The sequence below is a fragment of the Clostridium zeae genome (assembly GCF_017312485.1).
GTDB classification, from domain to species: domain Bacteria; phylum Bacillota; class Clostridia; order Clostridiales; family Clostridiaceae; genus Clostridium_AR; species Clostridium_AR zeae.
On record NZ_BMBA01000002.1, the window covers coordinates 630,540 to 655,091 of the forward strand.

The 24,552-nt window shown below is 31.0% G+C and carries 17 protein-coding genes; 5 read left to right on the forward strand and 12 right to left on the reverse strand.

Features of this window, described 5'->3' with window-relative positions; translation table 11 throughout:
• Window positions 1-166: 166 nt before the first annotated feature.
• Entirely contained in the window at window positions 167-1,363 is a 1,197-nt protein-coding gene (locus tag J3477_RS12295; protein WP_206870246.1) for an MFS transporter, read from the reverse strand.
• Between the two features lie 94 nt (window positions 1,364-1,457).
• The gene (locus tag J3477_RS12300) at window positions 1,458-3,449 is read right to left on the reverse strand and encodes an oxidoreductase (RefSeq protein WP_206870736.1); all 1,992 of its coding nucleotides are present in this window, start codon (window positions 3,447-3,449) and stop codon (window positions 1,458-1,460) included.
• Between the two features lie 272 nt (window positions 3,450-3,721).
• On the opposite strand from J3477_RS12300, the gene J3477_RS12305 reads away from it, so the two are divergent.
• Window positions 3,722-4,642 (forward strand): LysR family transcriptional regulator, encoded by a 921-nt coding sequence (locus tag J3477_RS12305; protein WP_206870247.1) that lies wholly within the window; start codon window positions 3,722-3,724, stop codon window positions 4,640-4,642.
• Window positions 4,643-5,024: 382 nt separating this feature from the next.
• Here J3477_RS12305 and aroD read toward each other — a convergent pair whose 3' ends face one another.
• The 4 genes from aroD to J3477_RS12325 form a co-directional block, all read right to left on the reverse strand.
• Entirely contained in the window at window positions 5,025-5,789 is a 765-nt protein-coding gene (gene aroD / locus J3477_RS12310) for a type I 3-dehydroquinate dehydratase (RefSeq protein ID WP_206870248.1), read from the reverse strand.
• Window positions 5,790-5,803: 14 nt separating this feature from the next.
• Complete coding sequence (locus tag J3477_RS12315; RefSeq protein WP_371876599.1) at window positions 5,804-7,051, reverse strand: MFS transporter; 1,248 nt, start codon at window positions 7,049-7,051, stop codon at window positions 5,804-5,806.
• A 46-nt stretch (window positions 7,052-7,097) separates the two neighbouring features.
• The gene (locus J3477_RS12320) at window positions 7,098-7,970 is read right to left on the reverse strand and encodes a shikimate dehydrogenase (RefSeq protein WP_206870249.1); all 873 of its coding nucleotides are present in this window, start codon (window positions 7,968-7,970) and stop codon (window positions 7,098-7,100) included.
• A gap of 463 nt (window positions 7,971-8,433) precedes the next feature.
• On the reverse strand, window positions 8,434-8,922 hold the full coding sequence (locus tag J3477_RS12325) for a hypothetical protein (protein WP_206870250.1): 489 nt from the start codon (window positions 8,920-8,922) through the stop codon (window positions 8,434-8,436).
• 215 nt (window positions 8,923-9,137) lie between these two features.
• Here J3477_RS12325 and J3477_RS12330 point away from each other — a divergent pair, with 215 nt between their 5' ends.
• A complete protein-coding gene (locus J3477_RS12330) occupies window positions 9,138-11,156 on the forward strand; it encodes a Na+/H+ antiporter (protein WP_206870251.1) in 2,019 nt (672 codons plus the stop codon).
• A gap of 122 nt (window positions 11,157-11,278) precedes the next feature.
• Here J3477_RS12330 and gltA read toward each other — a convergent pair whose 3' ends face one another.
• The 3 genes from gltA to J3477_RS12345 form a co-directional block, all read right to left on the reverse strand.
• Window positions 11,279-12,661 carry an NADPH-dependent glutamate synthase gene (gene gltA / locus J3477_RS12335; protein ID WP_206870252.1) on the reverse strand — a complete coding sequence of 461 codons (1,383 nt, stop codon included), beginning with the start codon at window positions 12,659-12,661 and terminating at the stop codon, window positions 11,279-11,281.
• Window positions 12,654-13,547, reverse strand: coding sequence for a sulfide/dihydroorotate dehydrogenase-like FAD/NAD-binding protein (locus tag J3477_RS12340; protein ID WP_206870253.1), 894 nt, complete (start codon window positions 13,545-13,547; stop codon window positions 12,654-12,656). The genes gltA and J3477_RS12340 overlap by 8 nt, the downstream gene beginning before the upstream one ends.
• A 159-nt stretch (window positions 13,548-13,706) precedes the next feature.
• Window positions 13,707-14,729, reverse strand: a complete 1,023-nt coding sequence (locus tag J3477_RS12345; protein WP_206870254.1) for an AI-2E family transporter — start codon at window positions 14,727-14,729, stop codon at window positions 13,707-13,709.
• A gap of 273 nt (window positions 14,730-15,002) precedes the next feature.
• Between J3477_RS12345 and J3477_RS12350 the strand changes: the two genes are divergently transcribed.
• The gene (locus tag J3477_RS12350; RefSeq protein WP_206870255.1) at window positions 15,003-16,073 is read left to right on the forward strand and encodes an NAD(P)H-dependent flavin oxidoreductase; all 1,071 of its coding nucleotides are present in this window, start codon (window positions 15,003-15,005) and stop codon (window positions 16,071-16,073) included.
• A 394-nt stretch (window positions 16,074-16,467) separates the two neighbouring features.
• The gene (locus tag J3477_RS12355) at window positions 16,468-18,057 is read left to right on the forward strand and encodes an ABC-F family ATP-binding cassette domain-containing protein (protein ID WP_206870256.1); all 1,590 of its coding nucleotides are present in this window, start codon (window positions 16,468-16,470) and stop codon (window positions 18,055-18,057) included.
• 64 nt (window positions 18,058-18,121) lie between these two features.
• Here J3477_RS12355 and J3477_RS12360 read toward each other — a convergent pair whose 3' ends face one another.
• A complete protein-coding gene (locus tag J3477_RS12360; protein ID WP_206870257.1) occupies window positions 18,122-21,352 on the reverse strand; it encodes a DEAD/DEAH box helicase in 3,231 nt (1,076 codons plus the stop codon).
• A 232-nt stretch (window positions 21,353-21,584) separates the two neighbouring features.
• Window positions 21,585-22,190 (reverse strand): DUF2238 domain-containing protein, encoded by a 606-nt coding sequence (locus J3477_RS12365; protein ID WP_206870258.1) that lies wholly within the window; start codon window positions 22,188-22,190, stop codon window positions 21,585-21,587.
• 389 nt (window positions 22,191-22,579) lie between these two features.
• Here J3477_RS12365 and J3477_RS12370 point away from each other — a divergent pair, with 389 nt between their 5' ends.
• Window positions 22,580-23,536, forward strand: a complete 957-nt coding sequence (locus J3477_RS12370) for a D-2-hydroxyacid dehydrogenase (protein ID WP_206870738.1) — start codon at window positions 22,580-22,582, stop codon at window positions 23,534-23,536.
• A gap of 100 nt (window positions 23,537-23,636) precedes the next feature.
• On the opposite strand, the gene J3477_RS12375 is transcribed toward J3477_RS12370, so the two are convergent.
• Window positions 23,637-24,458, reverse strand: coding sequence for a PhzF family phenazine biosynthesis protein (locus J3477_RS12375; protein ID WP_206870259.1), 822 nt, complete (start codon window positions 24,456-24,458; stop codon window positions 23,637-23,639).
• Window positions 24,459-24,552: the final 94 nt, after the last annotated feature.

Consider the following 24,552-nt stretch of genomic DNA (forward strand, 5'->3'; position numbering starts at 1 on the left):
CTTTAGATACTAAATCTTATATATTTTTATTTATAGTTATAAAAATGCACCATATATGAACCACTTAAAATCACTAGGTTTATCTAGTATAAAAATTATTTATCTTCCTAATATAGTAAAAAACAGTGCAGTAAAAAGCTTTACGCCTCTTACTGCACTATCCATTTTATTTATTTTTCCCAAAAACTTTATCATATCTCAGCCTTGCAATTGTAGATGCTACAATCGCTATTACATATATCCCAAGCATAAAATAAAAAACCGGTACTATTCCAAAATGCCTTAATATAAGCCCTGTTGATGCTGGTATTACTGCCGCTGCTATACCACTAGCCGTAGAAACTAAAGCTATGGTTGCACCTTTATTTCTCCAGAATAACTCTCCCATAGTTGTCTGTGCCATTTGTAATACTCCAGCAGATGAAAAACCTGCTAAGGCAAAACTTATAGTTGCAACAGTTGTTGTCTTAAATATTAATACAATTATAAGAAAAATTATCCCTATTATAGGGTAAACTGCTGTTACTAATATAGGTTTAATTGTTTTTTGAAGTAATTTTGCCAATATAAATACAGATACAATGGCTCCTATACTATAATAAGTTATAAACTTCAGAGAGGTTAGTTGATTAAGTCCCAAAATCTTCTGACCAAAAGTTGGCATCCACATTTGAAACGCTGTATATATAGAATTTGAAGTAAATCCTATTATTATTAAAGCTATTCCTTCTTTTCTAAATACAGGCTCTGATGAAAATTTTACATTTGAAGCTGCCTCATCATTAGCTGAAGCAATTTCGTTTTGCTGTGGAAATTTTCTTCCCATTATAAATAAACCATTAATAAATACAATCAAAGCTATTAAGAAGAAGGTATTTCCATAAAACATATTTCTCTCTACAAAGAAAGCTATTATAAAGGGCAATAGTGCTCCTCCAGTTGCTACAAAAGCTTTTATTAAAACATTTGCAGTACCAGGCGTCTTTGGAAAGCATTCCATTAAAGTTGGATAACTTGCAGCATCCATAAAAGCATGTGATATACCTGCAAAAGCTGAAAATACTATTGCTAAACCATAACTTGGTGAAAGAGGTATCCCTATTAAAAAAACTACCATTGTTAGTGGCGCTAAGCATAAAAATCTCTTTCTTCCAAATTTATCTGATAGTCTTCCCGCTGCATATAATGTTGCTGATCTAACTATTCCTTCTGCAGATATCAAAAAACTTATACCTGCAGCATCAGTGTTGAATTGCTTTGTTAGGAATGCCATATTTGAGGAAAGCAAAATTAAGATCATTCCTAGCATACAATAACTAATATATATCCCCAGAGCCGTTTTGAAATACTTACTTTTAAACATAAATTCCTCCAATTTAATAAAACCAACTAACCAAACACCTATCCCTTGTATTTTTTTCCAAAGAATTTAGGTGTTTGGTTATTGTGTTCTATATTTATATTGATCCTATCTTTTCTAATGTAAGGATTATATCTCTACCTTCTGTCATACCATCTATTATTTTTCTAGTTCTTGAACTATCTCCAATATTTATTACTTCCACATCTTTTTCTTCAAAATGTTTTTGTAAATCATTTAGTATTGGATTCTCAGATCTCATTCCTAAACAAACAAAGCCATAGTCAAAATCTAAATTTTGTTCTTTATCATCTTTCTTTACCTTAAAATGATCAGATGCAACTTCTATCAAAGCTGTTCCAGTATGAACATTTACTTTACTTTTTTCAATTATATCCATCATAGAAAGCTTTGTTATAACATCTAAATCTCTTCCAAGCATAGGCATCATTTCAACTATAGAAACTTCTGCTTTCTTTTCAGCAAAGTATTCTACAACATCTAGTCCTACTGCTCCGCCACCTATAACTACAACTTTCTTATCTTTAGCATCTTCAAATTTATCCATATTATTTAAAAGTCCTAAAATTGAGTATATATTTTCTTCATTTTTATCTATACGCTCAAGCAAACCTTTTATAGGAGGAAGTAGCGGTTTAGAACCAGTAGAATTTACTATAACATTTGGCTTAAGGTTCTCTATAGCTTTAATGTCAGCCTTTGTATTAGTATAAATCACTAAATTGTTTAAACCTTCTGCTCTTCTTATTAAGTATTCTGGTAAATATGAAATTCTTTTTTTATCTGGTAGCTTAGAAATTTCTTTAGCTAATCCACCTAAATATGGCTTTTCTTCAAATAGGAATGTTGTACATCCCACTTCTGCAGCAGTGCAAGCTGCTTCAAGCCCAGCAGTTCCTCCACCTATTACAACTACAGTAGTTTGCTTTTTAACTCTTAATTTCTTATATTCATCTTCATTTATTGTATCAGGATTCATAGTACATCTTATAGGTCTATTTAGTCCTATTCTATGACCAGCACACCCTATATTACAAGAAAGACATTTTCTTATAGTATCTTCTTCATTTTTCTTAACTTTTGAAACCCAATTTGGATCAGCAATAAGTCCACGACCTATTCCTATTAAATCAGCATGTCCCTCAGCTAGAATATTTTCTGCAACTTCTGGATTTCTGATGTTACCAGTTGTTATTGTTGGTTTATTAAATTTTTCTCTTACAGCTCTAGACATGTATGAACGCCATCCATCTTTAAGATTCATATTATCTATCTGATATTGCAATGAATCATTTAACGCTGCAGAAACATTGAATACATCAACTTCTTCATTTAGATATTCTAATATCTTTAAAGTATCCTCTAGAGTATTGCCTCCTTCTAAAAGTTCATCTGCACTTATTCTAAGGAAGATTGGGAACATTGGTCCAACAGCGGCTCTTACGCTATCAATTACCATTCTTGCAAATCTAGCTCTATTTTCTATACTTCCGCCAAATTCATCTTCACGTTTATTATATATAGGTGATAAGAATTGACATATTAAATATGAATGTCCTGCATGTATTTCTACTGCATCAAACCCTGCTGTTTGTACTCTTTTTGCTGCCTTGCCATACTTTTCAACTATATTGAGTATTTCTTCCTTATCAAGGGTTCTTGGTACTGCTCCACCAGTTTTAGATGGAATATTTGATGACGAAACTGCCTGACATCCTATTCTATCTGGAACTGCTGATGCACCTGAATGGTTTATTTGCATAGCTACACATGTACCATATTTATGCATTCTCTCAGTCAATTTATATAACGCTGGCATAAAACTATCATGATCAATTCTAAGCTGAGTTGTTCCATTTGATCCTAAAGGAAAATCTACAGTTGCATTTTCTACTATGATTAATCCAGTTCCACCTTTTGCTCTTTGCTCATAGTACTTTATGTGATCACTATTTATTTCACCGTTTTGACTTGCATAGTTTGTCCCCATCGGTGGCATTATTATTCTGTTCTTTATTGTCATGTTTTTAACTTTTAACGGACTAAAAATATTGCTATATTTCATAATTTTTTTGACCTCCATTTAAAAAAACAAGTAATTTAAACGTTTATTTATTTAATCTTTTGATTTTTACTGTTTTAAAACGTTATTTTTTAGTTTGTTATGCAAACAAATTATTTCTAACAACCTCAACTTAATTTGTTAAATAACAAACTAACATAATTAATTATAATATGGGCATTATCATAAATCTAATCAATATTTTATGCTTTATCCATAGATATTTTTTATGGATTGCAATATAATAATTTATATCAGATTTTAAGGAGTGATCCCCATTGAATTTAAAGCAACTTGAGTATTTTAGAGTACTGGCAGGTATTGAGCATGTTACTTTAGCAGCAGAAAAACTATCGATAACACAGCCTAATTTAACTTATGCTATATCTGAACTAGAAAAAGAATTAGGGGTGTTTCTATTTGAAAAACAAGGAAGAAATATCAAACTTACAAAGTATGGTCGTTTTTTTCTTAACTATGTGACCAATTCTCTTAACGAATTAGAAAAGGGAGAGAAAGAGTTAAAAAGACTAGTAAATCCAACTCATGGTACTATAGATTTAGCTTTTATTTATACCTTAGGACCTCATTTTGTGCCAAATATGATTAAAACCTTCTTTAACGAAGAAGCAAACAAAAATATATCTTTTAATTTTAGCCAAGGCAACACTAAAAATATTATTCAAGGCCTGAAAGAAGAAAAATTTGATTTGGCTTTTTGTTCATATGTAGAGAATGAACCTAATATTAACTTCATTCCTGTAACAGAACAAGAATTAGTTCTTATAGTATCGAAGGATCATCCACTGGCTGCTTTTGATACCATAGATTTAAAAGACACTGAACCTTATCCTTTTGTATACTATAACAAATTAAGTGGCCTGAGACCTATAATTGACGACCTCTTTGCAAAGGTAGATTTTTCTCCTAAAATCATCTGTGAAATAGAAGAAGATAGTGCTGCTGGTGGGTTAGTTTCAATCAACTATGGGATTGCTGTCGTGCCAAATGCGTGGATAATAAAGCAATTTGATGTGAAAACTCTTAAGATAATAAACCCTCCCCATAAAAGATTTATCTACCTTGCATATATGAAAAATAAATATTTAAGCCCTACTGTTCATTTATTTAAAGATTTTGTTATGAATGGAAGAGAAGATCACTTCAAAAATAGCGAAAATAGTGACTTGTTTATTTAATACTGTGTTGAAATTAATTGGTTATTCATCCGATGCTTTAATGACCTTACGCAAAGAATTAATATGATTTTGTCATCTTCCGTGGCTAAAACTGTAAACTCACTACGTTCGAACAGTACAGTTTTTTAACGCCACTACATATGAAAAAATCATTTAATTCTAATAGCTAGCTCATATAGCATCTCCTGCATAACCAATTAATTTCAACAATATTCTTAAACATATCCCAATTGAAAAATATTCTAGTTTTATATATTGAAATTCATGAATACACAAATAAGGTTATGAACCGTTGAGAGTTCATAACCTTATCTTTATTATTATTATTTACTTAGATAAATATTATTGTTGAAATCAAAATATTGATACAGTGGATACTCTATTAATTTATGCTTTTATGTAGTAACTGTAATACTCCATATAGATCTTCTACACCAATTTGTCCAGGTGCTGAAGCCTTCTTAGCAGCTCCAAAAGTTAAAGCAGATCCGAAGATTTCTCCAGTTAATCTACTTATAACACCAGTTCCAGCCATAGACATTGTAATTATCGGTCTATCAGCATACTTTTCTGACATTATTACTGTAGCTTCAAGTAATTCTAATACATCTAACTTTGATTTTGGCATAACAGCAATCTTAGGGATATCAGCTCCTAAATCCTGCATCTTTCTTAAACGATAGATTATATCATCCTTTGATGGAGTTTTCCCAAAATCATGATTTGATGCAACAACCTTAACTCCTGATGCATGTGCACTCTCAATTATATCCTTAACTACTTCGTCTCCTGTAAAAGCTTCAACATCTACTAAGTCAACTAAGCCTGTAGCAGCAACTGCCTTATTTAATTTGGCATATGTTCTTGCATCAATTGCTTTTTCTCCACCTTCTTTAGATGTACGGAAAGTAAATAGAAGTGGTATGTTATTTAAAGCAGGAACTAAATCCTTTAAAACATCCTTAACTTTTTCAATCTCAAAAACACCTTCAAACCAATCAACACGCCATTCTACTACATCTACATGTATATCCTTAAAGCTTAATGCTTCTTCTATTATATCTTCTTTAGTTTTTGCTACTATAGGTACGCATATCTTTGGAATGCCGTCACCTAATACGACATTTTTAATCTTAACTGTATTCATAGTTGCCTCCTTGATTATGCCCTAGCACTATTTTTTTCAACTGAAACATTTCTATAACTCATATTAACATATATTGCAAGTAATACTCCAACAAATGTTATTCCTATATTTAGTAATAAAACATATTTAGGACCATTTACCCCGAAAGACTTAGTTAGTGCTCCAGCTACTGATAACACTGCGTAGTTTGCTGCACTTGATGCTATCATTATAATACTTGTAATTATTCCTTTAATCTTAGGGAACATATCATTAATAGTAGAAACCGCTAGCTGTAATACACCACCTGCAGCTGAGAAACCAATTACAAATCCACCTATTAAAGTGATTTGTGGTGTCTTTACAACATAAACAATTATTAACATGATCATTGCAATTAATGGATATACAACTAGTATTCTAACAGGCTTTATAGTCTGTTTTACAAGCACTGCAGTAAGAATAACTGCAACTATAGTACCTATAGAATAGTATGATTGAATAACACTTGGATTCTTAAGACCTGTTGATTTTGCAAATTCTTGTATACAGTTCAACCAAAGTTGGAAAGTTGAAGTACATGTAAATCCAATTAATATAAGCGCAATACTTGTTGGTGTAAACTTTACTGATTTTATTTTTTGGAATAAGGATTCTTCTTTAACTTGTCCATTACTACCTAAACTTGATTTAGACATTGGCATAACTGAAACTAAAATTGCTATAACTACAAACAATGCAGACATTACAAAAAATAATGTTTTATATGACATATGATTTGCCGCTACATATCCTATCATCATTGGAAGTCCTAATTGTCCAATTGATATAAATAATTTTGTTAGTATACTTGCAAGTCCAGTAGATTCAACTAGTATTTCCATACATGCAGGTATAACTCCTGTATCTAGGAATGAGTTTGCAATACCACCAACTAAAGCACAAAGATATGCTACAGATGCATTTGGCGACAGTGCGATACCAACTAGATATATGATATAAGATGAAATCCCTATAAGTGCTGAGAATCTACGACCTATCTTATCTGAAAGCGGTCCAGCAAAAGGAAGTGCCACTAAACGACCAAGTCCAAGTGCTGCTATAACCATTACAACAGAACTGACATCATAAGTACCATTTGCAAGTAATTTTGCTCCCCATTGCGCTGCAAATTGTTGCTTGTATTGAGCTAAAATCGAAACCCCAATTCCGTGTATAAAGTAATTTAAATAAAGTACAAATGCCGTTAAATAGTACTTTTTATAGTTGATTTTTTGTTCCATTATTTTGTTCGTCCCCTTAATATATTATTCTATTGAACTTTAATCTTTAGTATTTGATTTCTAATATATCCTTCATATATTCAATTGGCATAGGCTTTCCAGTCCACATTTCGAAAGCAGCTGCTCCTTGGAATAACATCATACCAAGTCCGTTCATTGTCTTGCAGCCAACTTCCTTTGCCATTTTAAGCATTGCTGTTTCAGCTGGAGAATAAACTATATCTACTACTATAAGCTCAGGACGGAAGTAAGATTTATCCGGTATATAAGTCTTTCCTTCTAAAGGCTTCATTCCCATTCCAGTTGCATTTGTAAATAGATAACTGCTTTCTATTTCTTTCTTTAATGTATCTAAATCAGATAGATCGTATAATGTAGCTTTACAGTTTGTTTTTTCATTAATATTTCTTACAGTTTGCTCAGCTCTTTCCCAGAAACTATCCTTAATATTAAAAATTGATAGCTCAGAAACACCATCTAAAGCTGCTTGTATCTCTATAGCAGTTGCAGCACCACCTGCTCCAACAATCGTCATCTTCTTTCCTATAACATCAATACCTGCATCTTTTAAAGCAGCCATATAGCCCATTCCATCTGTGATATGTCCTGTTAAAACACCATCATCATTTACAATAGTATTTACAGCTCCGCAAAGTTCAGCTGCAGGCGACAATTTATCTAGATACTTATGAACTACGGTCTTATTAGGCATAGAAACATTACTTCCTCTTACCTTCATTGCTCTAAAACCTTTTATTGTATCCTCTAATGTACTATTATCAACTTCAAACGCTAAATAAGCATAGTCTAATCCTAGCTTTGCAAATGCCTCGTTATGCATTCTTGGTGAACTTGAATGTCTGATAGGGTATGCAATTAATCCAATAAGTTCAGTATGTCCTGTTATACGTTCTGCCATAATAAATCTCTCCTTCAAATTAGATATATAATCAATCTATTTTCAAACTAAAGATTGTCAAGTTAATCACTTAACAATCTGACATCTTTATTATAAAGGCGCTCTTTATATTAATCCAATTAATTTTTTAACCATAATTGATAAATAATATTTATGAATTATGATATAAATAATTTTCTTATATATTGCCTAAAACACTGCATTATCTAGTTTTTATAAGATATTATGAAGCAAAAGAACTTATAATCTTCCAATGTGAATTATATCGATTTCAACTAAAATACCTCATACACCGATATTGAATCGTAAAATTATACCGATTTAAAAACTAAGTTAATCCTCTACTGATTATGTTAGTTTTCGTTATATAATTAACACATAGATAATTTAACTTAATATCTCATTATTACTTTTTCTCTTTATAGGATTCCTAACTCAACTATTAAGTTATACACTGTTTGCCTTAAGCAACACCAAGTAACTTACTCTCTATAACCTTCCACTGGCCATCAATAATATTTAAGATAATCCTAAACTCACTTGCTCCAACAGGACTAACCCAGTTATATCCTTTTACCACAATTCCTCCATCAACATTTGGTTCAATGCTAGTGAACATTAGTAAGTTTCCATCTATCCTAAGAGAGCCAATATTACTCGCTAAGCCAATTTGTTGAAGCCTAAACAAAGAAGCATTTAATACTGTTTTATTATATTTTTTATTAAAGTATTGAATTGCTTTTTCTCTTTCTTCATAAGTTGTATCAGTAAAATAAAGTGATTCCATATCTAAAATTATATATTTCTTACTACTCAACCCACTATCACCTTTATACATCTCATCATAAGCCAAAATAAATGCATCTATAATTCTTGGCTGCTTATAGTCATTACTAGTAGATATACTAAAAGCGATACTTAACGCTGAAATAAGTGATATAACCGTTTCCATATTTTTTCCCTCCATATTTTACTTGTTTTTTAATAAACACTGTATTAAAATTAATCCAAATTAAATTTATTATCTTTTACGATTATGAAAACTATACATATTAATATGCTAGGTAAAAAATCATCCTAATCTAATTATTATGTTAATAGACTTTAAATTGAAGGAAAAAATAATAGAATTAATTACGCATTTATATTTAGAAAGTGAGAATACTTATGGAAATCTTTATTGTTGTGTTAATTTTACTTTTAAGTATTGTAATATCAAATATTTTAAGCAGACTTATTCCATTTGTGCCAGTACCTCTTATACAAATTACTTTTGGAATTCTCTTAGGAATATTACCTACTGGAATCCATATGCCTTTAGAACCAGAATTATTTATGGTATTATTCATAGCACCTTTACTATATAACGACGGAAAAATGACTTCTAGAGAAGAGCTTTGGAAGCTAAAAAGTCCCGTATTCTTAATGTCCTTTGGTTTAGTTTTAGTTACCGTTTTGGTAGTTGGATACATAATTAATTTAATGATTCCTGCTATTCCATTATCAGCTTCCTTTGCTTTAGCAGCTATTTTATCCCCAACAGATGCAGTAGCAGTAAGTTCATTGTCAGAAAGAATTCATCTGCCGAAAAAAATAATGACATTGTTAGAAGGCGAAGCACTTACTAATGATGCCTCTGGATTAGTTGCCTTTAAGTTCGCTATTGCTGCAACAGTTACTGGAGTGTTTTCCTTTACAAACGCTACATTAAGTTTCTTTGTAATAGCAGTTGGTGGATTTCTAGTTGGTGCTGTTTTGGCCTTAATAATTGCAAGACTTACTGCATTTATAAGAAGATTGGGACTTGAGGATGCAACTTTTCACGTATTAATGCAAATTATATCTCCTTTTGTAATATATTTAGTTTCAGAAGAACTTGGATTGTCCGGCATCCTTGCTGTAGTCTCTGGTGGTATTGTTTATTCTTTGCAATCTGATTATTCTGAGCCAATTATTTCAAAATTAAAATTTGTATCTCGCAGCACTTGGTCAGTGCTTATATTTATAATTAACGGTCTTGTATTCTTAATTTTAGGTTTACAAATTCCTGATGTGATGTCAGTGATTTTTAGAGATAATACTATAAGTAACTTTAAGGTACTTATGTATATAGTTGTTATTTCAATAGTTTTAATATTATTAAGATTTATATGGGTATATAGTTTATGGAATGAAAAATGGAGTGTAGATGAGAGTTTAGAAGAAAATCCAAATCGATTTTTAAATTCATTAATTACTTCTTTAGCTGGAGTTCGTGGTGCTATAACTCTTGCTGGTGCCTTCTCTATTCCATTTTATTTGGAAAATGGAGCATATTTCCCACAGCGTGATATCATTATATTTATATCAGCTGGTGTAATACTATTTACTATATGTATAGCAAGTTTTGTTTTACCACTGATAGTAAAAAACGAAAACATTGAAGCTGATAAAAATTCATCAAAATTAAATCAAGAGGCCCTTAAAAGTGTTATGAATGCAGCCATTAAATTAATTAATGATGAAACAAATAAAGAAAATAAACTTGCGGCATCTTCATTAATAAGCGTATGTGAAAAAATTAAAAATGACAATCCTATAAATATAGAAAATCTAAAACTCACTATAGAAGATAGAAAAATAGAAAAAGATATTTTTCTATTAGGTATAAGAGCTGAACGTAAAGAAGTTAGAAGGTTATTAGCCGATAACAAGATTCCTCCTGCTACTTATGAAAAAATTGACGATTCCTTAACTAAAGTAGAAAACTGTTTGTCTAAAACTCCAATCATTGAAACTTTAAACAGGATGGACTCAATCAAAAACCTTATCGCTAAATTTTTGAAAAAGCAGCTTAATGTTAATCCAATCAACATTAAGGATGTAAAGAAGATTAAAGTATTAACCTCTAAGGCAGCAATCTATGCTATCAAAGATCAAATTAATGATACCAATAGAAAAGCTTCTTTGGCTGTTATTGAGCACTATAATGACATCATAAGAAGATTAACTACATTCACCTTCGGTGAAGATATTAATAATGTTAATAAACAAAGAAGCAAACTCCATCTTAAGGCCTTGCAGGCTGAAAGAGATCAAGTACAGTCACTTCTTCAAAACAACGAGATAAGTCGTGAAACCGCACTGAATTTAAGGAATTTTATAAACTATATGGAAGCTACTGCAATAGAGGAGCAAAGCTTTTAATCTATATTTAATTAATGCTGTAAAATTAGAGTATCACTCATACAAAAACATATAAAAAGTACTCATCAAATATTGTCATTGTCAACCTTTGATGAGTACTTTTATTTATTACCTTATTTACTCTACTTTGATAAATCTTCGATTATAGCCTTGGCTGCTTTTCTACCAGCACCCATTGCTTTTATTACTGTTGCAGGACCCGTTACAGCATCTCCACCAGCATATACATACTGTCTTGAAGTTCTTCCTGTCTCTTCATCAATAACAACTAAATTCCATCTGTTAGTGTCTAATCCCTTAGTTGTATCGCCGATTAATGAACCTGCTTTAGTTCCTATAGCCATTATAACCATATCTGCATCTAATATAAACTCTGAGCCTTCCACTGGAACAGGACTTCTTCTTCCAGATTGATCTGGTTCACCTAGCTCCATCTTTATGCATCTTACTCCACTTACCCACTTATTTTCATCAGCTACTATTTCAGTTGGGTTTGTTAACAGGTGAAAATGAACACCCTCTTCTTTTGCATATTCTATTTCTTCTTTTCTAGCTGGTAATTCTGCTTCAGATCTTCTATAAACCATATGTGCCTCTGCACCAATCCTAAGAAGAGTTCTTACTGCATCCATAGCAACATTGCCACCACCAACTACTACTACTTTTTTACCTACTATAAGAGGTGTCTTATAATCTTCTTTATAATCTCTCATAAGATTATTCTTTGTTAAAAATTCGTTAGCTGAAACCACTCCATTAAATGCTTCACCTGGAATGCCCATAAAACTTGGCATTGCCGCTCCAGTTCCTATAAATACAGCTTCAAAACCTTCCTCTTCTAGAAGTTCGTCAATAGTTATTGTCTTACCGATCATAACATTCTTTTCAAACTTAACACCAAGTTTTTTAAGTTTTTCAATTTCATTATTAACAACAGTTTCCTTAGGAAGTATGAACTCAGGAATACCCCATGCTAATACTCCTCCAAATTCATGAAGAGCTTCAAATATTGTTACTTGGTAGCCCGCCTTTGCTAAGTCACCAGCACAAGCAAGTCCTGCTGGACCACTTCCAACAACTGCAACCTTTTTGTCTAGTATTACTTCAGGCTTGTCAAATTCTATTCCATTTCTTATGCTCCAGTCTCCAACGAATCTTTCTAGTCTACCTATTGCTACAGACTCACCTTTGATTCCCATTACACATCCACCTTCACATTGAAGCTCGTGTGGGCACACTCTACCACAAACTGATGGAAGTGAGTTTGCTGTTGCTATAATATCTGCTGCTTCTTTAAAATTTCTTTCTTTTATGGACTTGATAAAGCTTGGGATCTTATTGTTAACAGGGCATTTAGCTACACATTTAGGAATTTTGCATTGAAGGCATCTTTCTGCTTCTCTTACAGCTTCGTCTTCATCATAGCCTAAATTAACTTCATTAAAATTAGTTACTCTTATTTTTACTTCTTGCTCTCTTACTGGAACTCTCTCTAATTTAATCATTATCACTCACCTCAATTGCAGTCTCTTCTTGAATTTTATGTTCCTTACCATATAGTTCTCTAAACTCTGATTTAGCTTCGTAAGATTTATAGATGTTCTGTCTATTTCTTACCTCTTCAAAATTTATTTTATGGCCATCAAATTCAGGTCCATCCTGGCAAGCAAACAGAACTTTCCCTCCAACTGTCACTCTACAAGCTCCACACATACCAGTACCATCTAACATTAAAGTAGTTAAGCTTACTATAGTTTCAATTTCTTTGCTCTTTGTTAAATTACAAATAGCTTCCATCATATCAATAGATCCAATTGTAATAACTAAATCATATTTATCATCTTCTAGTATTTTATTTACCACGTCAATTGTAGTACCTTTTATACCTACTGATCCATCTAATGTTGAGATTATGATATCTTTTGTTGTTTCTTCCAACTTATCTATGTATACTAAACTACTTCTATCCTTAAAGTTTAGTGCTACTTTAAATCCAATTCCTAAGTCATTAAGATACTTAGCTTCAGTATAAATCCTTGTAACTGCTGAATCTTCAGCAACAAATAATATTTTTTTATCTTTTAAAATTTGTCTATCTTCATTTATCAAACGAGATGGTTGTCCATAAGGGCCTGCAAAATCAAGAAGTTTATCTCCTGATTTTAGTAAAGCTAAGTCCTTAGTTGAATGTCCTACTAATCTAAATACTATTGTTATAACTCCACTTTCTTTATCAATACCACATATTGAAAAAGGAAGTCTTTCTCCTTTTTCATCTATTCTAAGCATTACAAATTGACCTGCTCTTGCTGATTTAGCTACTCTTGGTGCACTTACCTGCATTGTAAACAAATTCTTACATAAGTTTTCTATCTTTACTATGTTATACATATATTTCTCCCCTTATTTGTCTTGTTGATAGATATTTTAAATTTATATCCTTAAAGACTCTGCTAAAAATTCAGCAGAGCTTTAAAAATATGTTAAAGTTTAAAATTATCCATACTTAATAATTATATTTCCTTAATCAATAGTTTAATCTATACTTCATCATTTCAAATTATCTTTGCCATCAATGTCAATCAGGTCAAGTATAAATATAAACACCGGTATTCCTATTATAAGTCCCCATACTCCAAAAAAGTGTTCAGATATAATAAGTATTATAAAGGTATAAAAAACCGGAAGTTCTGTCTTTGATGACATTAACTTTGGATTTAATACATATCCCTCTAAAGCATGAAGTATTGCTATTATGATAACTACATAAATAACCTTTGTTGGTCCTCCTGCTGCATATGCAGTAAGCGAAAGAGGCACTAAGGATATGAAAACTCCTGCAACTGGTATAAGACCTAAGACGAATATCATTATTCCAAGTCCTAATACATCAGGTATTCCTACAAAACTTAGAGCAATAATAGATAATCCTCCGTTTATTATTGCAATTAGTATCTGCACTTCTATTACCTTACCAAAAGATCTAATAAACTTTTGACAAAAATATTCTAGCTCTATATAAAAACTTGAAAGCTTGCTATACTTAAATTTCCTTGTGAATTGTACTATTTTGTTTTGCTCCAACAAGAAAAATAAGCTTAATATTAGTGAAACAAAAATATTAAATCCCCATTTGCTTATATCTGCAACATATCTTATTAAGGCATCTCCCCATTGATTAACAGAGCCGCCTATTTCAAATTTCTTTGTATGTTCAATTATAGAATCCAATACTACATTATCGTGTGGCGCCATATAAAAGGCAACTGCTTGCTTTACAATCTGCACTACCTGATAAACTATGATTGGCAAATATCTGCTAATACCAAATACAACAATCGCTACTAGCAATATGTATAATACAGCTATGGTTATTCGTCTATCAACCTTAACAAACTTACTAATTCTTCTGTTTATAGAACTTTGCATTCTATACATAAGATAAGCCAATATAAAGGTGATAAGAAATATGTTTGCAAATTCTCTTAGAAAATATGCTCCTACAGCAATCATAGCTAAAATAGCTATCCTTTTAAATCCTCTGTTCTTAAAAAATTCTAAAATAGTTTCCATTAAGACTCTCCCCAGAATTATTTCTTGCTTAATTTTATAGTTTAATTTTATTTTCTTACAAAAAATCTTATATGGCAAGTTTTATTCCTTAATAATTTATTAATTTAAGCTTAATTTTACAATTTATCGTGAATGATTTTTAATTTAGATAAGTAATCTTCGAATTGATGTGTTAATCAATAGTTGACATTAATCTCTACATACATTACTATACTATAATATAAATACTTTGACTATCAAAATATTTTTTTTATTCGAGAGAGGGATATTTTTATGAAACTAAAACCACTGAAAATTGGTGATTTAATTGCAAAGGTTCCAATAATACAGGGCGGAATGGGTGTTGGAGTTTCTTTATCAAACCTTGCATCTGCTGTAGCATCTTGTGGAGGTATTGGAATAATATCAGCTGCTCAAATAGGTTTTAAAGAACCTGATTTTGAAAAATCTCCATTAGAAGCAAACTTAAGAGCATTAAAAAATCATATTAAGACCGCTTTAAGTAAGGCTAAAGACGGAATTATAGGTGTAAATATAATGTGTGCTGCAAATAATTACGATGAATTAGTAAAGACATCCATTGAAGCTGGAGCACAAATCATAATTTCTGGTGCAGGTCTCCCTACACATCTTCCTGAACTTTGTAAAGGTTCTAATGTTAAAATAGCACCAATTATTTCTTCTGACAAAGCAGCTAATGTAATAATGAAGCTTTGGGATAGAAACTATAAGGTAGCTCCAGATGCTGTTGTATATGAAGGTCCTGCAGCTGGTGGTCATCTAGGCTTTAAACTTGAAGATCTAAACAACTCTGACTACTCAGTGGAAGATGAGTTAACTAAGATATTAAATGTTATTAAGATATATGAAGAAAAATACAACAAATCTATACCTCTTATAGCCGCTGGTGGTGTATATACCGGTACAGATATTGCTAAAATGTTAGCTTTAGGTGTAAGTGGAGTACAAATGGCTACGAGATTTGTAGCTACAGAAGAATGTGATGCACATATAAACTTTAAGATGGCTTATGTAAATTCTACTTTAGAAGACATAGCAATAGTTAAAAGTCCAGTTGGAATGCCAGGTCGTGCTATCATGAATCCTTTTGTTTCAAAAACAAAGGAAGGTAATATAAAGGTTACTAAATGTTATAAGTGCATAACAAAATGCAACCCTGCTACTACCCCGTACTGTATAACAAAAGCTCTTATTAATGCAGTTGAAGGTAATTTAGAGGATGCTTTAATATTCTGTGGAAGCAATGCTCATAGAATAGATAAAATTGTATCTGTTAGAGAATTAATGGATGAACTTATTGCTGAAGCTGAAAGTTATGCTTAAATTAAGACTTATATAGCTATCTCATTATGAGATAGCTTACTTTTTTTCCAAAGTAATATATATACTAAATCTATATTTTTATGATATAATCTTGAATTGTGTGATAAATGTTTAAAGTACTTATCATGTATGATATTGTACATATTTTCAAAGATAGTTTGTATAGTTTTAATATTAAACTTCTATACAACTATATAAATTAAAGTTTGTAATAACAGGCATCTTTTTATTCTTGAGGCTTTGTTTAAAACTATTATTGAAATTGAGGGGTAAGCTCATCCAAGTATCGGATGTAATTACACTTCCATTTCAGCTGGTGATTAAACATATTTTCTTTAATATGATGCTTTTAAATGTTATAAAAATTGGTAATTGAACGGAAAGGAAAGTGTAAATGATAAACGTTGTTAATGTAGGCTTAAGATATGGCGGCCGTAAACTATTTGAGGATGTAACTTTAAAATTTACTCCAGGAAACTGTTATGGTGTTATAGGAGCAAATGGTGCTGGTAAATCAACATTCCTTAAGATTTTATCAGGAGAAGTTGAGCCAAATACTGGAGAAGTTATAGTTGCACCAAATGTGAGAGTTTCTGTGTTAAAACAGGATCACTACCAATTCGATGATTCACAAGTTTTAGAAACTGTAATCAGAGGTAATGAAAGACTTTATGAGATAATGAAGGAAAAGGATGCTCTTTATGCTAAAGAAGACTTTAGTGATGAAGATGGAATCAAAGCTTCAGAGCTTGAAGGTGAATTTGCTGACATGAATGGTTGGGAAGCAGAATCAGAAGCTTCTTCTTTACTTCAAGGTTTAGGAATTGGAACTGATCTTCATTACAGAAATGTTGGAGAACTAACTAGCGGAGATAAGATAAAGGTTTTACTTGCTCAAGCTTTATTTGGTAAGCCTGGCGTACTAATACTTGACGAACCTACAAACCATCTTGATATAAAATCAATTAACTGGCTTGAAAACTTCTTAGCTGATTTTGAAGGTACAGTAATAGTAGTATCCCATGATAGACATTTCTTAAACATGGTTTGTACTAATATCTGTGACGTTGACTTTGGAAAGATTAAGCTTTATGTTGGTAACTATGATTTCTGGTATGAATCAAGCCAATTAGCTCTTGCAATGTCAAAAGATCAAAACAAGAAGAAGGAAGAAAAAATTAAAGACCTTCAAAACTTTATCGCAAGATTTAGTGCTAATGCTTCAAAATCTAAGCAAGCTACTTCAAGAAAGAAGCTTTTAGATAAGATTACATTAGATGATATACAACCATCAAGCAGAAGATATCCATTTGTTGGCTTCAAACCTGAAAGAGAAGTTGGAAATGATGTTCTTACAGTGGATGGAATCAGTAAAACAATTGATGGAGTTAAAGTTCTTGATAACGTAAGCTTCATGATTGGTAGAGAAGATAAGATAGCTTTCGTTGGTGATGAAATAGCTGTAACTACTCTATTTAAGATTCTTAACGGAGAAATGGAAGCAGATAGTGGTAGCTACAAATGGGGTATAACTACTTCTCAAGCTTATTTCCCTAAGGATAACACTGAGTATTTTAATAACTGCAACCTTAGCTTAGTTGATTGGTTAAGACAATATTCAGATGAAAAATCTGAAAGTTACTTAAGAGGTTTCTTAGGTAGAATGTTGTTCTCTGGAGAAGAAGCTTTAAAAGAAGCAAGTGTGCTTTCTGGAGGAGAAAAGGTTCGTTGTATGTTATCTAGAATGATGCTTAGCTCAGCTAATGTTTTAATTCTTGATCAACCAACAAACCATTTAGATCTTGAATCAATAACAGCTGTAAATAATGGTCTTATAGACTTTAAGAGCGTGCTTCTATTCGCTTGTCATGACCACCAATTTGTTCAAACTATTGCAAACAGAGTTATAGAATTAACTTCAGAAACAGTAGTTGATAGAAAATCAACATACGATGAATATCTAGAATTCAAAGGTATGAACTAATATAGGAACGTTAGATGTACAAAAAACTCACTGAAGAAGATTACTTCAGTGAGTTTTTAATTGTTTAATATTCTGTTTCATTAAAAAGTTCTTTTATATCATCAATATTCATAGTACTTATCACAGATGATGCTATAGCCTCTTCTTCCATCACATTATTGATTATATCCTTCTTCTTTTCTTGAAGTTTATATATCTTTTCTTCTATAGTTCCTTTAGCTATTAGCTTTATTACTTCAACACTATTTTCTTGACCTATCCTATGAGCTCTATCTGTGGCTTGATCCTCCACAGCTGGATTCCACCAAGGATCAAAGTGAATAACCACATCAGCTGAAGTAAGATTAAGCCCAGCTCCACCTGCTTTTAAAGAAATCAAAAACACAGAGCTGTCTCCACTATTAAAAGAATTTACTAATTCCAGTCTTTCTTCTGACTTTACAGCACCATCTAAGTACATATAGGATACTCCAGTTTCCTGAAGTTGTTTTCCTATATTCTTAAGCGCTGATGTAAACTGAGAAAATAATAAAATTCTATGCCCTTCTTGGATACAACTTTCTATAAGTTCATATAGAGTATCAAGCTTACTGCTTCCCCCTGTATAATCATTTATGAAGGTTGATGGATCACAGCACAATTGTCTAAGCCTTGTAAGTGCTGATAATATCTGAAGCTTACTCTTATTTACCCCATTTTTTTCTATATTAGATTGAATCTCGTTTTTAAATATCTTCACGTAAGTGGAATATAATTTTCTTTGTTCCTTATTTAGCTCAACTGCTACCTTTCTCTCAATCTTAGGAGGCAATTCACTAAGCACATCCTTTTTCTTACGTCTTAAAATAAACGGAGTAACTTTAGATAAAAGCTCATTTAATACAGTTTTATCTTCGTCCTTAATTATAGGAAGCTCATATTTCTTTTTGAAAGAATTTGAAGAAAAAAGGAATCCTGGCATTATAAAATCGAATATGGACCAAAGTTCCATAAGTGAATTTTCAATTGGTGTTCCTGTTAAGGCGAATCTATTTTCCGCTTTTAATTCCTTTACACTTCTTGAATTCTGTGAAATACTGTTCTTAATATTTTGAGCTTCATCAATAATAGCTATGTTAAAGGTATGTTTTTTCAAATCTTCTATATCTATTCTAACAATAGGGTAAGTTGTTAATATAACATCAACATTCTTAAACTCATCCTCAAGCTTATTTCTATTAGCTTTACTTCCATAATAAACTAAAACCTTCAACGAAGGAGCAAATCTCTCTAACTCTTCTTTCCAATTGTATAAAAGAGAGGTTGGGCATATTACTACTGATGGATTAGTTTTTTTGTCTTCCTTTTCTGATAAAAGTAAAGAAATTGTTTGAAGAGTCTTACCTAAGCCCATTTCATCTGCCAATATTCCTCCGAATCCATACTTTTTCAATGTCTTGAGCCACTTGTAACCATCTATCTGATAATTTCTCATCTCACAATTCAATTGTTGTGGCAGGCTTATTTCTTCCTTTTTTATATCTTCAAAAGAATCTATCAATTTTGAAAAGCTGTCATCCATCTTAACAATATTGCCACTAAGATATTTGTTTATTTTATCATTAAGATATAAAGCATTATATTTATCAAGGTCAACTGTATCATTTAGAAGACTGCTTTCCTTTACATTTAATGACTCTAAAATTCTGTTGAAATTTTGGAGCATAGGATCATCAAGCATAATAAATCCTTTATCAGATGCTTTATAATATTTTTTACCACTTCTTAAAGCTTTGATAGTGCCAACAAGTTCTTCATTGGTCAATTCATCTATATTAAAAGAAAACTCAAGCAAATCCTCTTCATTAATTCTTGTGCTCGCACTTAAAGTAAGCTTTTTTATTACCTTAAACTTTTTGAAAGACTCAGAATAATATATTTCTCCAAACTGAGCTAATTTCTCTAACCCTTCATTTTGAAGTTGAATTATTTTTTCCTCATCACTTATAACTAAATTATCTTTATTCTTTATAAATCCCATTGATATTAATAAGTTCTTAACTTCTTCTTCTTTATCTATATCCCTTATAACTGATATATCTTTAGGTACATATTTTTCTGAAACAGCATCTATTTCAACAATCTTATAGTTAAACTTAACCTTTAATTCTACATGCTTACCTACTTTATCGAAATAAAACTTACAGGTTAGTGAAGCACCTGTCTCCTCCAGTTTCTTTTTTAAAGTATCAGGCAGTTCTATGTTAGAAATCGTATTTAAAACAGGCAAGATTTTCCCTATGAACAAGCCTTTTTCCCTATTTGGTATAATGAGTTCATTATCTTCACTGCCTATAAAGAATGGGCATATAGCCTTTAATTTATTTGCATTTCTTTTATCACATCTATAAATATTTTTATCATAAAACATATATTCATAGTCAGTTGTAATTGGCACTGGCAGACTAATCTTAGGTTTAACTCGCATTCCTACTAGCTCTTCTTCAATCTTTGCTTCAAACTTTAATTCATCTGTAGATATTCTACAATTCTCATATTTATCTGAATCAATTGTTATATTTATCGCTTTATCCTTACTCTGCTCTAATACTCTTTTTAAACTTGAATCAACTAGTTTTATATATTTACCTTGAAATAACTTATTAGCCCCTCCTTTTTCTGATGCAATTTCTCCAATGGAAAGCAAATCTTGAAGAAAACAAATTAGATTATTATCGTAATCATTAAAATATTGTTCGTTTAGGTCCAAAATAAATCCCTTTCCGAACTCCAAAATGCAATCTTCTTTCTTTATATCTAAAAGAAATCTTTCAAGGTCTCTAACTGAATATAACTTATCAGTTCCAATCTTTAAATCCAATAAAGCATTTTCTTTGTTAAGAGTTAAAGCAATTTCTAATTTTACTGGTTCTTTCTGCTTTTTTGTAGTAACTAAGTTATCATATAGCTTTACCATTTGCTCTACTATACTAACTTTCTTTACTTCTTTCTTCGCTATTTTGTTTAAATAATGAAGATACCCTGCTGCTATATGGCTACATACCTTTCCATCCTTAAGATAGCTTGCACAGGTACATTTCCCTTCTATAAGCTTATTTTTAAAATCTATTTGGAAATTTACTAAATACTGATCAAAGTACTCTGATGCAACATAGCATCTTATACTTCTCGATAAATCTTCTTCTATATCTTGAATCTCAAAATCAAAAACATATTCTCCTATATAATAAGTTTCACCTTTTTTTAATATATGAGGCTTGCACAACTCACCTAAGTTTCCATATCTAAAATTCAAAGAATTCACCTCCTACAATGGATGAACAATTAAACAAATACACTATTTATAAATCATTTCCTTAAAACTTCGTTTTAATCTCTATACTTAAAGAGTTTATGATTATAAATAGCAATAAGGTTAGAAAGTCTAACCTTATTATTATATCATTATTTTCACTATGATGTTAAAAGATTTTGAGACAATATGAATTAAATTTTATACTTCTTGTACAGTATAAAAATTCTATATACTAATCTTTCTTTTCATCATAGCCTAATGCTGAAAATATAAAATTAAAAACTATAGCACCTGCTAATGCGCAAATCATATCCCATTGTGCATCCCATATGTCTCCTTGCATACCTAAGAAAGCATCGGCTTCTCCTCCTACTATATATGTAATAGCAAATTCTATAATCTCATAAAATGCACTTACAGCCAAACATATACATATAGAAATTATAACAAGCCATATTTTCTGCTTTACTACTCTAAGCTTCCACAATATTTCCCTGATTATTAAAGTAGCTGTTGCTCCTTGAACAAAATGTCCAACTCTATCATAATGATTTCTGCTTAAGTTAAAATTTTTTTGTATCCATGAAAAAAGTGGAACTTCAGTATAACTATAATGGCCACCTATAAGCATCACGCATGAAGCAATAAGTATCATCATATATGTAAAATTAGAAAACTTAAATTTCTTATATGTTAATAATAATACAGGAATCCCTATAATTAATGGAGCTGATTCCAGAATCCAAATTAAATAGCTTTTAGGTCTAATAAGCGACCATATAAAAATGCAAATTAGAAATATTAAACCTATATAATGTTTTTTATCTTTTGTTATCATAAAATAATCTCTCCTCGTATAACGTATATTTATACATATACTTATCAAAAATAAAGATATTTTTTGTATCTTTACTTCATTATTATTTGCAAATTATTATAAATAAACTATAATATATTTTTATATTTAAGAATTTTTTAAGCGCAAATATGCTATATAAAAAGAATATTAATTCTTTGCGTAAGCTCATTAAGGATGAACAACTCTAAACCTAAGAGTATAAGCTTAATTATAGAGTTGTTCATCTAAAGAGCGTCGGATGATTAACCAATTAATTCCAACACGGTGCTGTAACAGCGCCTAATTTAAAAGTATTTAAACTTATCATTTAATTTGCAAACTGGTTATCATATAATATTAATTAAAAGTCTTTAGATTATGGAGGAGATATAATGAAACTTGTTATTCTTGATGCTAAAACTCTAGGAGATGACATAGATTTAAGTATTTTAAATTCTTTTGGTGATTTAATAGTTTATGAGACAACTACCCCTGAACAGGTCGTAGAGAGAATAAAGAATGCTGAAGTTATTATTACTAATAAGGTTTTATTAAACGAAGCCAATCTAGCTAAATGTCCAAACTTAAAACTAATATGTCTTACTGCCACTGGCACAAACAATGTAGATTTAAACTATGCAAACAGCAATAATATCGCAGTTACCAACGTAGCAGGTTACTCTACAAACAGTGTTGTACAACACACCTTCGCTTCACTGCTATATCTTCTAGAGAACCTTAAATATTATGATAACTACGTTAAAACAGGTGAATACTCTAAGAGTGAAATCTTTACACATATCGATAAAAACTTTTGGGAGTTAAAAGACAAAACCTTTGGTATAATTGGTCTTGGTGAAATTGGTAGAGGAGTAGCTACTGTAGCTTCTGCTTTTGGATGTGAGGTTATATACTACTCAACTTCAGGCAAAAATTCTAATAGCTCTTACAAAAGAGTTGATCTTTATGAATTGCTTTCAAAAAGTGATGTTGTATCTATCCATTGTCCGTTAAATGAGCTTACAAAAAATCTTATTGATTATAAAGAACTTACTCAAATGAAAAAAACAGCAATATTATTAAATATGGGACGTGGTGGAATAATCAATGAAGAGGCTTTAGCAAAAGCAATAGACGAGAATTTAATCTTAGGTGCTAGTTTAGATGTTATCTCTAAGGAACCAATTGATAAATCAAATCCTCTACTAAGTGTGTCTAATTCAGATAAACTTTTTATAACACCTCATATTGCATGGGCAAGCATAGAGGCAAGACAGAATTTAATTTTAGAAGTTAATAAAAATATAGAAGCTTATCTAAAAAATGAAAAAAGAAATAGAGTATAGTTATACCTATACTCTTAAAAATAGATATTTTATGATGAAGTGGTACATCAATAAATGTAGAACTTCATCATAAAATGTATTTATCAAATTAATTTCTAACTTATATAAACATTTCTCCCTTTAACACCAATACAGCTCTTCCAGATAATTTCACTCTACCATTATCAAGTATATGCAAACTTACATCTCCTTCTCTTGGTGAAAGCTGCTTCGCTTTTAGAAAATTCTTATCTTTTTTTGAAGACCAATACTTAGCTAATAAGGTATGAACTGAACCAGTTACATAATCCTCATTTACTCCTGCCCAAGGGTTAAAATATCTTGTAACAAAGTCATATTCATTATCTGAGTTTGCTGTTATTCCAACCCCTTTTAGCCCTTCTACCCGAATATCCTTCATCGCATCAAAATTAGGTTTAACAGCTCTTATTTCTTCTTCATTTTTTAACTCAAATACTAACTTTCCTGTTAATTTTCCACAAAAAACATTTAAGTATTTATCTATTGCTAATGATTTTGCTATTTCTTCGTAATTAAATGGTATATTTGTTTCTGGCTCATCAATTTGAAAATCTAAGCTTATTTCTTCATTATCCTCTTTGCAAGCCTTGATTATTCCTTTGTTGCCGCTGTAAAGTATATTTCCAAATGGAATCTTTATTTCATTTAACAAAACATGCGAAGCTGCTAAAGTAGCATGACCACATATATCAACCTCATATTCTGGAGTGAACCATCTAATACTATATATGTTATCCTTAAAAGCCATAATAAAGGCTGTTTCAGAAAACTTTAGCTCCTTAGCTATGAGCTGCATAGTACCGTCCTCTAATTCCTCGTTCAATATGCAAACTCCAGCTGGATTTCCTTTAAATATTTCATTAGCAAAACTATCTACTGCGTATACAGATATACTCTTCATTTTTTCAGTCCTTTATCGTATTTTTTTATTTATAATATATATAGTAATTCATATTGAGCTATAGATGAACCACTTCATAATTGAACTTATATTT